The 15,639-nt window shown below is 69.0% G+C and carries 14 protein-coding genes; 7 read left to right on the top strand and 7 right to left on the bottom strand.

The genetic code is table 11. The annotated features are described in order from the left end of the window. Positions 1–333 precede the first annotated feature (333 nt). Entirely contained in the window at positions 334–738 is a 405-nt protein-coding gene (locus B2742_RS14915) for a MerR family transcriptional regulator (protein ID WP_292067844.1), read from the bottom strand. 60 nt (positions 739–798) lie between these two features. Here B2742_RS14915 and B2742_RS14910 point away from each other — a divergent pair, with 60 nt between their 5' ends. Continuing rightward, positions 799–1,185 carry an MFS transporter permease gene (locus tag B2742_RS14910; protein WP_292067842.1) on the top strand — a complete coding sequence of 129 codons (387 nt, stop codon included), beginning with the start codon at positions 799–801 and terminating at the stop codon, positions 1,183–1,185. Then, complete coding sequence (locus B2742_RS14905; protein WP_207931426.1) at positions 1,182–1,400, top strand: GDCCVxC domain-containing (seleno)protein; 219 nt, start codon at positions 1,182–1,184, stop codon at positions 1,398–1,400. The genes B2742_RS14910 and B2742_RS14905 overlap by 4 nt, the downstream gene beginning before the upstream one ends. Before the next feature lie 22 nt (positions 1,401–1,422). On the opposite strand, the gene B2742_RS14900 is transcribed toward B2742_RS14905, so the two are convergent. The 5 genes from B2742_RS14900 to B2742_RS14880 form a co-directional block, all read right to left on the bottom strand. Further along, positions 1,423–1,659, bottom strand: coding sequence for a hypothetical protein (locus tag B2742_RS14900; RefSeq protein WP_292067839.1), 237 nt, complete (start codon positions 1,657–1,659; stop codon positions 1,423–1,425). A 609-nt stretch (positions 1,660–2,268) separates the two neighbouring features. Beyond that, the gene (locus B2742_RS14895; RefSeq protein WP_292067837.1) at positions 2,269–3,339 is read right to left on the bottom strand and encodes a PepSY-associated TM helix domain-containing protein; all 1,071 of its coding nucleotides are present in this window, start codon (positions 3,337–3,339) and stop codon (positions 2,269–2,271) included. Positions 3,340–3,343: 4 nt separating this feature from the next. After that, on the bottom strand, positions 3,344–5,476 hold the full coding sequence (locus B2742_RS14890) for a TonB-dependent receptor (RefSeq protein WP_292067834.1): 2,133 nt from the start codon (positions 5,474–5,476) through the stop codon (positions 3,344–3,346). Between the two features lie 117 nt (positions 5,477–5,593). Continuing rightward, positions 5,594–6,709, bottom strand: coding sequence for an acyltransferase family protein (locus B2742_RS14885; RefSeq protein WP_292067832.1), 1,116 nt, complete (start codon positions 6,707–6,709; stop codon positions 5,594–5,596). A 221-nt stretch (positions 6,710–6,930) separates the two neighbouring features. Next, positions 6,931–7,206 (bottom strand): metal-sensitive transcriptional regulator, encoded by a 276-nt coding sequence (locus tag B2742_RS14880; protein WP_292067830.1) that lies wholly within the window; start codon positions 7,204–7,206, stop codon positions 6,931–6,933. Positions 7,207–7,307: 101 nt separating this feature from the next. Here B2742_RS14880 and B2742_RS14875 point away from each other — a divergent pair, with 101 nt between their 5' ends. The 5 genes from B2742_RS14875 (at position 7,308) to B2742_RS14855 (ending at position 14,692) form a co-directional block, all read left to right on the top strand. Then, on the top strand, positions 7,308–9,662 hold the full coding sequence (locus B2742_RS14875; RefSeq protein WP_292067827.1) for a heavy metal translocating P-type ATPase: 2,355 nt from the start codon (positions 7,308–7,310) through the stop codon (positions 9,660–9,662). A gap of 272 nt (positions 9,663–9,934) precedes the next feature. Next, positions 9,935–10,615: a DUF305 domain-containing protein gene (locus tag B2742_RS14870; RefSeq protein ID WP_292067825.1), complete on the top strand. Its 681-nt coding sequence runs from the start codon at positions 9,935–9,937 to the stop codon at positions 10,613–10,615. 55 nt (positions 10,616–10,670) lie between these two features. Next, the gene (locus B2742_RS14865) at positions 10,671–11,141 is read left to right on the top strand and encodes a DUF305 domain-containing protein (RefSeq protein ID WP_292067823.1); all 471 of its coding nucleotides are present in this window, start codon (positions 10,671–10,673) and stop codon (positions 11,139–11,141) included. Between the two features lie 135 nt (positions 11,142–11,276). Beyond that, positions 11,277–13,142: a copper resistance system multicopper oxidase gene (locus B2742_RS14860; RefSeq protein ID WP_292067821.1), complete on the top strand. Its 1,866-nt coding sequence runs from the start codon at positions 11,277–11,279 to the stop codon at positions 13,140–13,142. Next, positions 13,139–14,692 carry a copper resistance protein B gene (locus tag B2742_RS14855; protein ID WP_292067820.1) on the top strand — a complete coding sequence of 518 codons (1,554 nt, stop codon included), beginning with the start codon at positions 13,139–13,141 and terminating at the stop codon, positions 14,690–14,692. Before B2742_RS14860 ends, B2742_RS14855 begins: the two co-directional genes overlap by 4 nt. Positions 14,693–15,046: 354 nt before the next feature. Here B2742_RS14855 and B2742_RS14850 read toward each other — a convergent pair whose 3' ends face one another. Continuing rightward, positions 15,047–15,454 (bottom strand): copper resistance CopC family protein, encoded by a 408-nt coding sequence (locus B2742_RS14850; protein WP_292067818.1) that lies wholly within the window; start codon positions 15,452–15,454, stop codon positions 15,047–15,049. Positions 15,455–15,639 lie beyond the last annotated feature (185 nt).

Below are 15,639 nucleotides of genomic sequence, written 5' to 3'. Positions count from 1 at the left end.
CGGCGGCCAGCAGGCTGGAAACACTCATCGTCGTTTTCCCGGTGACCCAAGCGGACAGAGCCGGCGATCCTACGGCCGTCCGGTCCTCCCGCGGCCCAGGCGACAGTCATAGAGTCCGAACGCGAGACGCGGAAGGGCCAAGCCGACGCCGGCGGCTGGCGCGGCGAGGCGGTGTGCGATCGGTGACCCGGGCGTCCCCGTGCCCCTCGAAAATTCCCGAACTGGCCGGTGATCCGGCTGGACCCAAGCTTCCGGCTTCTTCCCGTGGATGATCGTGTGCGCCATGAAATCCTCCCAAGGAATGTCAGTGGCGATCGTGCAACCCGCCTGGTCTCAGCTTGAACCCAGTTCCTCTATCACCGGGCACCGGACCCGCCCGCCCTCACTGCAGTCCGCTACGGCCTGCCTCAACACCGACCGCAGCCGCTGCAAATCCGCGATCTTGGCGTCGACGCTGGCGATGTGGCCCTGGGCCATGTCGCGGACTTCGCAACACGCCTGGACGCTGGGTTCGCTCAGCGCGATCAGCCGCCGGATGGCGTCGATGCCAAAGCCCAGTTCGCGCGACCGACGGATGAAGCGCAGGCGTTGAGCATGTTCGGGCTCATAGCTCCTATGCCCGCCTTCGGTGCGGGCGGGTGAGGGCATCAGGCCGATCCGCTCATAGTAGCGCACCGTCTCCAGGTTCACTCCGGCGCTGAGCGCCAGGCGACCGATGGTCAATCCTCGTCCAGACATGGGTCTTGATCCCGTAGCGGCTACGGGTTGTAGGCTACCAGAAATCGAACGGGAGGCTCTATGGCCATCGATCAAAACCGACCTCGGATTCCCGAAGTCGCCGTCAGCGCCTCGGCAGCCATCGGCGGCTTCGCCTCGGTGTTCGCCTGGGCGGCCTGTTGCGTGCTGCCCCTCGCGTTGTCGGTCGCCGGGGTATCCTTCGCCGGCGCCGCCGTCATCGCGGGCGCGCGAAACTGGCTGACGCTGTTGGCGGCCCTCATTCTCGCCGCGGGCTGGCTGTTTCACTGGCGCCGTCTGCGGATGTGCCGGAAGGACGCCGCCTGCCATCAACCGTCGCCGCTGGCCTTCTGGTTGCTGGTCGTGGCCACCGCGCTGGTCGTGCTGTCCCTGGCTTGGCAACCTTATATCGAACCGTGGGCCATGCCCCGGCTGGCGGCCATGCGATGACCCCGGCCATCGTACTGGAATCGACGCTGACCTGCCCGCATTGCGGCCACGTCGCGACCGAGACCATGCCCACCGACGCCTGCATCTGGTTTTACGATTGTCTCGGTTGCGGCGTGAAGCTGAAGCCCTTACCCGGCGACTGCTGCGTGTTCTGCTCCTATGCCGACGTGCCGTGTCCGCCGATCCAGGTGGATGGCAAGGGGTGTTGCGGCTAGGTCTCATGCGGCGGGAGATGTCTCAATGAAGGACTTCGCCACCGACCGGATCGACCCGTCGCAACCGGCCGGCTGCGTCCTGAACGAAAACTTCGACGTCCTGACCCTTGTCGATCAGACTCGTCGCGCGAAACAGCGCCGATTCGATCGCGTCTACGCTGAAGTCGAAACGACCGGCGTCCTGCCCGTCCCTTAGAACCCGCCATTCGCCATCGCTGCGAATGACGGTGAACTGCACGATACTGTCTGCAGCCGTCACGGGGTCTCCTCCGTCTGCTTGTGGAACAGGTCGTCGTCCTACGCATGGGGCGGCCGGTCAAGCTGGGGTGTCGATCACGAGAGGTGGAGTTCCTCGGACGCGTAGATACTTCACGTTGAAGCGTCCGATGCTCGATCCGGATAGGCTAGCAGGTCAAGTGGCGTTGGGCAGGCTCCGCAGCGCGATCAGGACCTGAGATCGGATCGTCGCGTCAGCCGCGCTACTGGCCAGGCGACGGGCCGGCGGCGGAACGCATCTGTCGCGCAGCGCGGCACGAGGGTGGCGAGAGGAGAGTCGAGACCTCACCGAACTGCAACGGCCCTCAAGGGGTCATCGATGTCGTCCGTCGAGGCGTGACCTTGACCTTGGTTGCGGCAATCGGCACGGAGGGGGATCACGCGTTCTTCATCGGCCTGAGCCGGCGAGCGGATGGGAAAGCCCCACCGCGTCGTCCCGCGGCAGGGCTCCCAGCAGGAATGGCTCGCTCGCTTGGCGAACCGAATACGAAACGCCCAGGCGCGCCACGGCGTTCCCGCGTTCTCCAGACGCCTTCCGTCAGACCCGGCGACGGGAAGGTCGGGCCTCGGCAGTCGAAGCGGGAACGGAAATCTACGGACCGCAGTCATCAATGGCTGAGAGCTGGCCATGGGATCGTCGGGGCCACCGCCGCGGTTTGACCAGGAAGGCCCAAGCCCCGACGACGCCGAGCCCGGCCAAGGCCAGGCCGCTGAGCGCCGTCACCCAGTCGTAGAGCCAGCCGCCGACCGAACTGGCGTGCAGGGGGTAGAAGGCGTTATAGGCGCGGATGCCGGTGGGCAGGGCGTTGGCGTCCGAGGCCGCGACCACCTCGCTGGTGGCGGGATCGATGGTCACCGTGGTGCGGCCGTTGGGGTGCCATTCGCCGGGCTGGCGCAGGCGGATGGTGGCGGGCTTGCCCGGGGCGGCTGGCCGAATGGCCATGCGCAGGGCCGCGTCGGGGAACCGGGCCTGCGCCGCCGCCAGGGCGCGGGTCCAATCGACGTCGCCCGTCCCGACGACCGGCGCCGGCGACGTCGGGGCGCCGCCCAGCAGGGCCTGGGTCGTTCCGTGAAAGACGATGGCCGCGCCTGTCAGGCTGAAGACGACCAGCGGAAGCGCAAAGATCAGGCCGAGGTTGCGGTGACTGCCGATCAGCTCGCGCCGGGCGCCGGAGCGAGGCCAGACCCGCCAGCCCGAGGCGCGCCAGGCCGGAATCCAGACGATCAGGCCGGTGAGGACCATCAGGACCAGAGCCAGGCCGGCGCCGCCGGCGACCAGCTTGCCGGTGTGGCCGGCCAGCAGTTCGTGGTGCAGGTCGAAGATCCAGGTCTCGGCCCGGGCCGCGTCCCGCCAGCGGTCCACCACGACGCCGTCGGCGTCGGCGTAGCCGAAGCCCTCGTCGGCCAGATAGAGCCGGTGCGCCCCGACCGCCCCGCCCGGCAGGACCACCGAGGTCAGTCCGGGTTCGGCCGTCTCCAGCCGGTTCAGCGCCGCGCCCAGGCGGGCGGGGTCGAGATCGACCTCGGTGCGGGCGGCGGGGACGGTGGCGCGGATCCAGTCGTCCTCGAACACCAGCAGCGTTCCGGTCAAGCCGAACACTACGGCCAGAACCGCCAGCGCGGTCCCGGCCCAAGCGTGCAGCGTGCGGAGCGCGCCCATCATGCGGTCAGAAGCTCCGTGTCAGCGTCAGGGTCGCCGTGCGACCGCGCCCGGCGAAATAGCGCAGATTGTCGGTCGGCCCCTGGGTGTCCGAGAAATAGGAGATGTACTGCTCGTCCAGCAGGTTCTGCACGCCCAGCGACACCGTGCCGAAGCCGGCCTCGTAGCGGGCCACGGCGTCCAGCACCGCATAGCCCTCGAAGCCGTTGGCGGCCGGCTCGCCTTCGAACTCGCGCTCGAGGAAGGTCTGGGCCTGAAGGCGCAGGGCGACCGGACCCGCCTCGTACTCGCCCCACAGCAGCAGGCGGTCGGGAGAGATGTTGGCCCCATTCAGGTCGCGGTCGATGGGCCCGTTTTCGATGCTGGCGCTGCGGCCGTCGAGCGCCGCATAGCTGCCGCCGACGGTGAAGGCGTCGGTGGCGCGCCAAAGCCCCTTCAGCTCGACGCCGTCGATGCGCGTGGCCCGACGCTGCACCTCGAAGATGCCCGACGGCAGGCGGTTCAGCAGCGAGCCGCGCTCGGCCTCGGACCGGAACACGGCGGCGGACAGTTCGAACCGGGCGCCGCGGTACTCGATCCCGACCTCGGTGTTGTCCGACACCACCGGTTCGACGTTCAGGAAGGTGTCGACGTCCTGGTTGGGGATGTTGATGCCGCGCAGCACCCGGCCGACGTCCGGCATGGTGAAGCCCTGGGCGAACGAGGCGTAGGCCAGCAGGCCGGGCGCGACCTCGAAGGCGGCGCCGACGTTGAACAGGGTCTCCTCGAAGCCCGGCTCGCCGCCCGCCACCGTCTGCGGGCCATAGGCATGGAGGGTCTGGAAGTCGTCGACCTTCAGCTTCGCGGATTCATGCCGCAGGCCAGCCGACAGGCTCAGCCGGTCGGCCAGCAGCGACTGGTTCAGCTGCACGAACGGAGACAGGCTCTCATAGGCCGTCTCGGGCACCCAGTTCCGCCCGGTCAGGACCAGTTCCTGATAGGTCTGGTCGCGCAGGCCGTCGACGCCGATCAGGGCCTTGAGCCCGGTCAGGCCCGGCACGGCGCCCTGCCAATCGACCTTGAAGCCCAGCTTCTCGGAATTGTTCGCCGACTGGTCGAACAGCGTCCCGATCGGCGCGATGCCCGGGTCCTGGAAGTCGGGGAAATTGCCGCCCCCGAAGACGCCCTGGTAGTCGTGGGCGAAGACCTGGGCGCGGAACACGCCGCCGAACAGGTCGCGGTCGGTATAGCTCAGGGCCGCCGAGGTCACTTCGTTCGACGGCTGGAAGCCGAGGGCCACGCCGCGCACGGCGCTGGTCGGGACGCCCGTCGCCCGGTTGCCGGCAACGGTGACATAGTCGCCGTCGCCTTCCAGATCGAAACGGTTGATCCAGCCTTCCAGCCGGCGCTCGCCGCCCAGGTCCCAGCCGGCCCGCGCGAACAGCGACAGGGCCTGCGAGTCCTGCACCTCGCCCTGGGCGCCGTCGAAGCCGATGCGGCGGCCCTCGGCGTCGTAATAGGCCCCGCGGGTCTCGAAGGCCGCGCCGAGGCTGAGGTCGAAGACGCCGAAATCGCGCCCCCCGATGGCGGCGATCTTGGCGCCGACGCCGTCGCCCTGGATTTCGCTGTCGGTGGTGACCTGGGCCATCATCCGCCCGGTCAGGCCTTCGCCCTCGGACGGCTTGCGGGCGGTGACATAGTTGACCACCCCGCCCGTGGCGCCGATGCCCTGGATGGCGTTGGAGCCGAAGATGACCTCGACCCGGTCGATGAAGAAGGGATCGATGGTGTAGCCGTCGCGGCTGTCGTCGCGCAGCGGCGTGGACTGCGGCACCCCGTCCACCAAGTACAGCGGCGAGCGCCCGCGCAGGGTCTCGCCGAAGCCCGACAGCTTCTGCCGTGTGGGCGAAAAGGACGGCACCAGCGCCGACACCGTATCGACGGCCGAGGCGGCCAGGGCCGTCTGCTGGCCGATGGCCTCGGCGTCGATGATCTCGATCGTGGCGGCGATCGCCGAGCGCGGAGTCTCGATCCGCGAGGCGGTGACGACGACTTCGTCCAGGGTCGTCGCGTCCGGGGCCGGGGCCTCCTGCGCCCTGGCGGGAACGGCGGCCAGCAGCAGCGGCAGGAGGGCGGCGGTGGCGAGGAGACGAGGGGACATGGAGCACTTCAAGGGCAGGCGAATGACAGCGGCGGTCTGACCACAGGCTTTCTTGCGAGTCAATCTCACTATCATTCTCAAATAGATTTCGGAAGGGCTGCCTCCGTGGCGTGGGGATCAGGCAGGCTCGGCCGGACGGCTTTCGAGCCGACGCCGAATCCAGGTTCGGCCGGGCTTCTCGACGAGCAGATGCAGGGCCGCCGCGATCAGCGCCGTGGCGACGAACAACCCCGCCAGTTCGACCGGCGTGATCCGGAAGGCGCTGTCGATGCCGCGGAGTTCAGCGACGACGCCCTTGTAGGCGACGATGACAGGCATATGCACGAGATAGAGGGCGAAGGACGCTTCGCCGGCGAAGACCAGGGCCGGGGCGGCGAGGGGCCCCTCGCAGTCCGCGCGCGCGAGCAGCGACCATGTCAGGATCACGGGAGCGGCGAGGGCGACGATGATGCGGTCGTCCAGCGACAGCTGCATCGCGCCGAGCAGGAGCAGGGTGGTGAACAGGGCCGCCGCTGCGGCGACGGGCCGGCTCCAGCGCCAGCGATGGCCCAGCGCATAAAGCGCCATGCCGATCAGGAATTCCGGGGCGATACGGAGGATGCCGAGCGAATCCTCGGCTCGCGGCAGGACCTTGCCGAACGCCTGGACATAGAGGGCGTCGATCACGACGAAACCCAGGGCCCCCAGCGCCAGCAATGCCCAAGGGCGGGTCCGGAGCCGCAGGGCCAGCCATGCATAGGCGGGGAACAGCAGATAGGCGAACCATTCCGCCGACAGCGACCAGCTCGGTCCGCTCCAGTTGAGTTCGGCGTCCGTCGGGAACCAGGCCTGGACAAGGAACAGGGTCTGGAAGAAGGCGAGCGGCGGATAGCTTTCGGCGTCGAAGCGGACCCCCGCCGCGGTCGCGCCCACGACCATGATTAGCACCGCCGCCAACACGGTCACATGAAGAGGGTAGAGCCGCGCCAGGCGGGCCACGATGAAGCGCCTGTAGCTGAAGGTTCCGGCGGCGAAAGCCGGGCCGTAGACGTGGGCCAGGATGAATCCCGACAGCATGAAGAAGGCGTCCACCGCCAGCCGGCTTCGTTCGACGATCGGGCTGAAGCCCAGGGCCGGATCCCACTGGAGCTGGTAGTGGAACAGCACCACGCCCACTGCCAGGAAGGCCCGCAGACTGGTCAGGGCCCTTAGATCGGCGGGGTAACCGTCGCGGGTCGGCGGCACGGACGTCATGAACGATGGCCCCCCAAGGCAGGCGGGACAGGACGTTCCACCTAATTGGGTTACGCACCGGATGCGCGCAGCCCTCATGCGCGACCCGGACGGGTCGGGTGCCTGTGCGGGGCTCCACGCGGACCACCGCCCACGCCCACGTCACGATGAGTTGGCCATGGCCCGCTCCGGCTTCGTCCGCCTGATGCTGGATGACCGTCGCGCTCTGCGCGGCCAGCCCGTTAGCGCGTAGCGCGACCGAGAAGGTCGATCAGTTCGGCGGCCTTGGCCTTCCGGTCGGCGAGATCGTCGCCGGTCATCGCCCCCATGACGCAGTGGTCGAGGTGGTCTTTCAGCACCTCGCTCTCGACACGCAGCAGGGCCGCCCGCACGGCCCGGAGCTGGGTCAGAACCTCCACGCAATAACGGTCCTCCTCGACCATCCGGGCGATGCCGCGCACCTGGCCCTCGATCCGGTTCAGGCGGTTCAACACCTTGGGTTTGGTTTCCGTCTGCATCCAATTCCTCGTTCTGATCGTTCGATCCTACCTCAGTATGGCATCTTGCGAGATACCCCCATGGGGTATATTTGGCATCCAGCTATTTCAAGGAGCCCGCCATGTCCACGCCCTCCCATTCGCATCCGGCCGGTCACAGCTGCTGTTCGACCAAATCGGCGGACAGCGGCGGGAAGGCGGTCGATCCGGTTTGCGGTATGACCGTCGATCCGGCGACCACGGCGCATCGGACCGCCCACGAGGGACAGGACTACTTCTTCTGTTCGGCGGGCTGCCGGACCAAATTCATCGCCGATCCGGACCGCTATCTCGGCGAGGCCCCGCAACCGGCGCCTGTCATCCCGGGCGCGATCTACACCTGCCCGATGCATCCGGAGGTCCGCCAGGAAGGTCCGGGCTCCTGCCCGATCTGCGGCATGGCGCTGGAGCCGGAGACAGTCACCGCCGAGGCCCCGGTCAATCACGAACTGATCGACTTCACCCGCCGCCTCTGGGTCGGCGCGGTCCTGACCCTGCCGGTCTTCGCGCTCGAAATGGGCGGCCATCTGACGGGACTGGCCATGCGGATTCCGGGTCAGACCTCCAACTGGATCCAGTTCGCCCTGGCGACGCCCGTGGTGCTGTGGGCCGGCTGGCCGTTCTTCCAGCGCGGCTGGGCCTCGCTCCGCAACCGCAGCCTCAACATGTTCACCCTGATCGCCATCGGCGTCGGCGCGGCCTGGATCTACAGCGTGGTCGCGGTTCTGGCGCCGGATCTGTTCCCGGCGGCCGTCCGGCGGATGGACGGCAGCGCGCCGGTCTATTTCGAGGCGGCGGCCATTATCACCGTCCTCGTTCTGGTGGGCCAGATCCTGGAGTTGCGGGCGCGCGAACAGACCTCCGGCGCCATCCGGGCGCTGCTGGATCTGGCGCCCAAGACCGCGCGGCGGGTCCGTGACGACGGCGGCGACGAAGACGTCACGCTCGACCTGGTCGCCGTCGGAGACCGGCTGCGCGTCCGTCCCGGCGAGAAGGTGGCGGTCGACGGCGAGATCCTGGACGGTCGCGTGACTATCGACGAGTCTCTGGTCACGGGTGAATCCATGCCGGTGACCAAGGACGTCGGCGACAAGGTCGTCGCCGGATCGCTCAACAAGACCGGTTCGTTCGTGATGCGGGCTGACAAGGTCGGCGCCGACACCCTGCTGGCCCAGATCGTCCAGATGGTGGCCCAGGCCCAGCGCAGCCGCGCCCCGATCCAGCGTCTGGCCGACAAGGTGTCGGGGTGGTTCGTGCCGGCCGTGATCGTCATCGCGGTTCTCGCCGCAATCGTCTGGGGCCTGGTCGGTCCTGAACCACGCCTGTCCTACGCCCTGGTCGCTGCGGTCTCGGTGCTGATCATCGCCTGTCCCTGCGCGCTGGGCCTGGCAACGCCGATCTCCATCATGGTCGGGGTGGGGCGCGGCGCCCACGCCGGGATCTTGATCAAGAACGCCGAGGCGCTGGAGCGTTTCGAAAAGGTCGACACCCTGGTGCTCGACAAGACCGGCACCCTGACGGAGGGGCGACCGTCGGTGACGGCCATCCGGCCCGCCGCGGGGTTCGACGAGACCGAGCTTCTGAGACTCTCCGCCAGTCTGGAGCGGGGCAGCGAACATCCGCTGGCCGACGCCGTCGTCCGCGCCGCGACGCATCGCGAGCTCGCGCTGTCGGAGGCCTCGGAGTTCGACAGCCCGGTCGGGCGTGGCGTCACCGGGGTGGTCGACGGCCGCCGCGTGGCGCTCGGCAACGGCCGCTACCTCGGCGAGATCGGCGTCGATGTCGCCGCCCTCGAGGCCGAGGCCGAGGCGCTACGCCAGGACGGCGCCACCGCCATCTTCGTGGCCGTGGACGGGGCGGCGGCCGGCGTCCTCGGCATCGCCGACCCGGTCAAGGCGACGACCGCCGGGGCCATCCGCGATCTGAAAGCCGCGGGCCTGCGCCTGGTGATGATGACCGGGGACAACCGGACCACGGCCGAGGCGGTGGCGCGCCGGCTCGGCATAGACGACGTCCAGGCCGAGGTCCTGCCCCAGGACAAGGCCGCGGTCGTCGAGCGGCTGCGGGCCGAGGGGCGGATCGTCGCCATGGCCGGCGACGGGGTCAACGACGCCCCGGCCCTGGCCGCCGCCGACGTCGGGGTGGCCATGGGCGCCGGGTCGGACGTGGCCATCGAGAGCGCCGGCGTCACCCTGCTGGGAGGCGACCTCCAGGGCATCGTCCGGGCGCGCAAGCTGTCCAAGGCGGTGATGAGCAACATCCGCCAGAATCTCGTCTTCGCCTTCGGTTACAACGCCCTCGGCATTCCGATTGCGGCGGGGTTGCTGTATCCGGTCTTCGGCCTGCTGTTGTCGCCGGCCCTGGCGGCCCTGGCGATGGCCCTGTCTTCGGTCAGCGTCATCGCCAACGCGCTGCGGCTCCGGGCCGTCCGGCTCTGACGGGCGACCGGCGCGCCCGAAGCCGGGGAAAGCAAGACCGCCGGCGGCGCCAATACGCATTCCGGCGGCCGATCCCTCGCTTTGGCCGGCGGCGTCCGGGTATATTTGATCAAGGCGGAACCGTGGCTGCGGGTCCGGATTACGCTGGCGTCGATGTCCGGCGTGGACAGGCGTCGGGGCGAGCACACTCGCCCGGACGCAGCGTCGCCGGTCGTACCCCATTGTCTGGCCGCCTGGCGATCCGCCGGCGCCGGCCCAAGCGGAGATCCACGATGTTCACCCCGACTGTCACGCGCCTGTCCCTCCTTGCGGCCGGCTGTTCCGTACTCGTCCTGGCGGCCTGCAGCCCCGCGGCCGAGCGGCCGGCGACGCCGGAGGCCGACGCCTCGGCGCCGGCCTCGGAACCCATGGCGATGGCTCAGACGCCGTTCTCCGCAGCGGAGGACAAGATGCATGAGGCCATGATGGCGGCGACGGGAGCCGACGCCGGCGAGACCTGGGCCCGCAAGATGATCCCCCATCACCAGGGCGCGCTCGACATGTCCCAGATCGTCCTGCGCGACACCCAGGACGCCGACATTCGCCGGATGGCCCAGAAGACCGTCGAGATGCAGACCACGGACATCGCCGAACTCCGGCGCTGGCTCGAGACGCGGGTCGGGGCCGCCGCCGGCGCGGCCGCGCCGGGCGGGGGCGGAGAACCGCCGTTCGCGCCGGCCGAAGCGAAGATGAAGGACGCCATGATGTCGGCGACCGGGGCGAACACGGACCGGATGTGGGCCAGCAAGATGATCGCGCACCACCAGGGCGCGCTCGACATGTCCCAGGTGGCGCTGCGCGAAAGCCAGGACGCCGGCATCCGGCGCATGGCGCAAAAGACAATCGAGATGCAGACGGCCGACATCGGCGAGCTGCGCGCCTGGCTGCAATCCCATCCCGCCAGCGCCGGCTGATGCGCGCCGCCGATCAGGCGCGGTGCGGATTGTGCGAGTGGAGGAAGGCTGACCGATGGAAAACATGAAGCCCATGCACCCCATGAAGGGGAGCTACCGGTCGTTCGCGATCGAGCTCGTCCTTGATTTCATCATCATGTACCTGGTGATGTACACGATGATCGCGTCTCTCGGTCACTTCTACTTCAACCTCAACAACGTCTACATGACCCTGATGATGGTCTCGCCGATGGCGATCCTCATGCTGGTCTTCATGCGCTCGATGTATCCGTCGAAGCGGACCAATCTGCTCATCGGCGGAGTCGCCGCCCTGGTGTTCGCGGTCAGCTTCTGGGGCATGCGGACCCAGGCGGCGGTCGGGGATACGGAGTTTCTCCGCTCGATGATCCCGCACCATTCCGGGGCGATCCTGATGTGCCAGCAGGCGTCGCTGACGGATCCGGAGGTGCTCGGGCTGTGCGAGGAGATCGTCAGCTCCCAGGAGCGGGAGATCGCCCAGATGAAGGCGCTTCTGGCGCGGCGGTGATCCGGCGGGCGGCCGCAAGGGCCGCTGGCGCGGTCGGCTCTGCGGCAGCGTGTCGCGAGGGCCGGCCGCGGCGCTTGCGTAAAACCCTATAGATCGCGCCTCAGGAGGCGCGTTGATGACTTTCAGGAGTATCCCATGAAGCTGGATCGTCGAGTGCTGCTGCGCGGCGCCGTCGCCGGAGGCGGTCTTGCGGCCCTGCAGGGCCTGATGCCCGCCTGGGCCCAGACGGGATCTCCGGGCCTGCGGGCCGACCTGCCGACCCTGTCCGGCCCGAACATCGACCTGACGGTCGGTCAGACGCCGTTCACCGTGAACGGACGCACCGCGACGGCGACGACGATCAACGGCGTGCTCCCGGCCCCGGTGCTTCGCCTTCGCGAAGGCCAGAACGTCCGTCTGGCGGTGACGAACCAGCTCGACGAGGACACCTCGATCCACTGGCACGGCATCCTGCTGCCGTTCCAGATGGACGGCGTCCCGGGCATCAGCTTCCCCGGCATTCGCCCGCGCGAAACCTTCGTCTATGAATTCCCGGTCCGGCAGTCGGGCACCTTCTGGTATCACAGCCACTCGGGCTTGCAGGAGGCGCTGGGCCACTACGGGCCGATCGTCATCGATCCGGCCGGGGTCGACCCGGTCGCCTACGACCGCGAGCATGTGCTGGTCCTGTCGGACTGGAGCTTCATGCACCCCCACGAAATCTTCGAGAAGCTCAAGAAGAGCCCCGGCTATTTCAACCGCCAGCGCACCACCCTGGCCGGCCTGCTGGACGGCAGCGACAGGATGAGCCTTGAAGAGCGCCGGATGTGGGGCGAGATGCGCATGGATCCGCGCGACATCCTCGACGTCAACGGCTCGACCTACACCTATCTGATCAACGGCCACGGCCCGCGGGAGAACTGGACCGGCCTGTTCCGGCCCGGCGAGCGGGTGCGGCTGCGCATCATCAACGCCTCGGCCATGTCGATCTTCAACGTGCGGATTCCGGGCCTGCCCATGACGGTGGTCCAGGCCGACGGCGAGAACGTGCGCCCGGTCGAGACCGACGAGTTCCAGATCGCGGCCGCTGAAACCTATGACGTCATCGTGCGGCCGACCGAGGACCGCGCCTACACCATCGTCTCCGAAGCCATCGACCGCTCCGGCATGGGACGGGCGACCCTGGCGCCGCGCATGGGCATGACCGCCGAGGTTCCGCCGCTGCGCGAGGTTCCCAACCTGACCATGAGGGACATGGGCATGGGGGACATGGGCGGCATGGGCGGAATGGACCACGGAGCCATGGGAGCCCAATCGGGCGGAGCCATGGCCGGAATGGATCACGGGGCAATGACGGGCGCGCCCGGCGCAGCCATGGCGGGCATGGATCACGGCGCCATGGCCCCACAGGCCCCCGCCGGGACGATGTCCGGAATGGACCACGGGTCGATGGCCGGGATGAACATGCGCGATCCCGAGAATGCGCCGCCCGACATGGCGGTGGGGGTGGGGGTCGACGCCGTCGCCATGGCGCCGGCCAATCGCATGGGCGAGCGGCCGATCGGGCTGCAGGACGTGCCGCATCGCGTCCTCGTCTACACCGACCTGGTGTCGCTCGCGCCCAACAAGGATCAGCGCGCCCCGTCCCGGACGATGGAGATTCACCTGACCGGCAACATGGAGCGGTTCATGTGGGGCTTCGACGGCCGCAAATTCAGCGAGCTGGTCGAACCGATCCGGTTCGAGCGGGACGAGCGGGTGCGCGTGACCCTGGTCAACGATTCCATGATGGCGCACCCGATCCATCTTCACGGCCATTTCTTCGAACTGGTCACCGGCGGCCCGGCCGGGCACCAGCCCCTGAAGCATACGGTCAACGTCCCGCCGGGCGGCAAGGTCAGCTTCGATCTGACCGCCGACAACCCCGGCGACTGGGCCTTCCACTGTCACCTGTTGCTGCACATGCATGCCGGGATGTTCAACGTGGTCACGGTCCGTCCGATGGAAGGAGCCGCATCGTGAAGACGTCGGTCGCGATCCTTCCCCTGATCCTCGCAGCGGCTTCCGCGACGGCGGGGACGCCGGCGCTGGCGCAGAGCCACGCCGGGCACGCGATGCCCGCGCCCGTTCGCCAGGCGCTTCCGGAGGGTTGCGTCGCGCGCGGCTCCCCCACCGCCGATGCATCCCGGATAGGTACGGTCGGAGCGCCGACGTGCCCGACGGGCGCGGTGCCCGTCCGTCTGCCGGCTCCGGCGATGCCGGCGGGGCACGACATGTCGACCATGGGTCAGACCCGGCCTCCTCCGGCCGCTGCGTCCACTCATGCCGGCCATGACATGTCGACCATGGGCCAGACCCAGCCCGCTCCGGCGATGCCGGCGGGGCACGACATGTCGACGATGGGCCAAACCCGGCCCGCGCCCGCGATGCCGGCGGGACATGACATGTCCACGATGCCCCAGACGCAGCCCGCTCCGGCCGCCGCGTCCCCCCATGCCGGCCATGACATGTCGACGATGGGCCAGACCCGGCCCGCGCCGGCCATGCCGGCGGGGCACGACATGTCCGCGATGCCGCAGACGCAGCCTGCTCCGGCCGCCGCGTCCCCGCATGCCGGCCATGACATGTCGACCATGGGCCAGACCCAGCCTGCTCCGGCGATGCCGGCAGGCCACGATATGTCGACGATGGGTCAGACGCCGACCCCGGCGATGCCGGCCGCTCACGACATGTCGACCATGGGCCAGACGCCAGCGGGCCACGACATGTCCGGAATGGCCATGCCGCCCGACGTTCCGACCAGCGCGGACAATCCGGGACGTCCGCCGGAAACCCCGGCGCCGTCGGCCGCGACAAGCGGGCCGACCCACGCCGCCGACCTGCTGTTCGACCCTGCCGAAATGGCGGCGGCCCGCGCCCAGCTGCGGATCGAGCACGGAGACGCCCGCACGACGGCCGTCGTCATCGACCAGCTGGAAGCGGCCTTCGGCGACGACGAAGAAGGCTATGCCTGGGACGCCCAGGGCTGGACCGGCGGCGACATCAATCGCTTCTGGTGGAAGTCGGAAGGTGAAGGTGACTTCGACGGCGAGGTCGAGGAGGCCGAGATCCAGGCCCTCTACAGCCGGGCCTTCCGACCCTTCTTCGACTTTCAGACCGGCCTGCGGCAGACCTACCGACCCGAAGGCGATCGGACCGACCTGGTCGTCGGGATACAAGGTCTGGCTCCCTACTGGTTCGAGGTCGATGCGGCGGCCTTCCTGTCCAACAAGGGCGAACTCACGGCGAGGGCGGAGGCCGAATACGATCAGCGCATCACCAATCGCTGGATCGTCCAGCCCCGGGCCGAGGTGGTGTTGTCGGCGGAGGACATCCCGGAACTCCGGATCGGGTCCGGCCTGTCGTCGCTCCAGATCGGGGCCCGGCTGCGGTACGAGTTCCGCAAGGAGTTCGCGCCCTATGTCGGCGTGGAGTGGACCAAGAGCTTCGGCAATACGGCGGACTTCCTGGAAGCCGACGGACGAAGCTCGGAAGACACCCGGCTGGTCGTCGGCATTCGAGCCTGGTTCTAGCGACGGGCAGCGGCGGCGGCGCGGGTCTCCGCCGTTTGCCGCGCTCCAGGGCGTGGGGCGCCTTCGCGGTACGACTCGGCCTCGCCTGGCGGCGCCGGACACCGTCAGGCGAGGCCGACCCCGCGGACCGAACCCTTGGCGAGCTCGGCGACCCCCACTGCCCAGACTGCAGGGCCATCTCGCAGACGATTGATCGCGCCGATCAGCACGGGAAACCGACCGTGCTCAAGGCGGATGGGAACCGTCGGCGGCCGACCCAGGAGACAGACGACGACGACGAAAAACGCCGCGCAGCAAGCTGCGCGGCGTTCCTCACGTCGGTTTCGGCCCCTCAGGAGGCGGGAGGCCGTCTCCTCAGTGAACCATGAAACGGACGACACCGTTCATCTGGTGGCCGTCGGCGCCCTTGGCGGTCCAGGCGGCGGAGTAGGACCCGGGGGCCAGGGCGGGGAGGGGCGCGCTGACCGTGGTGGCCGGCGGCGCGTCGGCGGATACAGCCACATCGACGGACTGCTCTCCTGGACCCGTCAGCCTGAGCGACGTCAGGACCATCGCGTGCGGAAAGGTCGCCGAGAAGGTGGTCGGGGCGGCGGCGAGCATGGCGTTGTCCGCCGGCGTCGTGACGACGCCGCTGGCCGGCGCCTGCCTGGCGGCGTGATCCTGCGCTGACATTCCCGCGTGTGAGTGACTCTGGGCCTGGGCGAGCGAGACGGGGGCCAGCGCCGCCAGAGCGGCGAGGCCGACGAGGATTGAACGGTTCATGGAAATACTCCTGATGCTTACGCGCACTATTGCTTGGGCGGCATGGTCATGCCGTCCATCTTCGACATGTCATGGCCGGCCATGGGATCGGCGGGCGGCGGCGGGGCGGGCGTGGGCGCCGGCGCGGGTCGGGTCGGTCGGGGCGCCGTGGCCCGGGGGGCCGTAGCCGGCGCGGGCGCGGCGGC

Origin of the sequence: Brevundimonas sp. UBA7664 (assembly GCF_002483305.1) — a bacterium.
Lineage (GTDB): Bacteria > Pseudomonadota > Alphaproteobacteria > Caulobacterales > Caulobacteraceae > Brevundimonas.
This window is presented reverse-complemented; position numbering and strand designations above follow the sequence as displayed.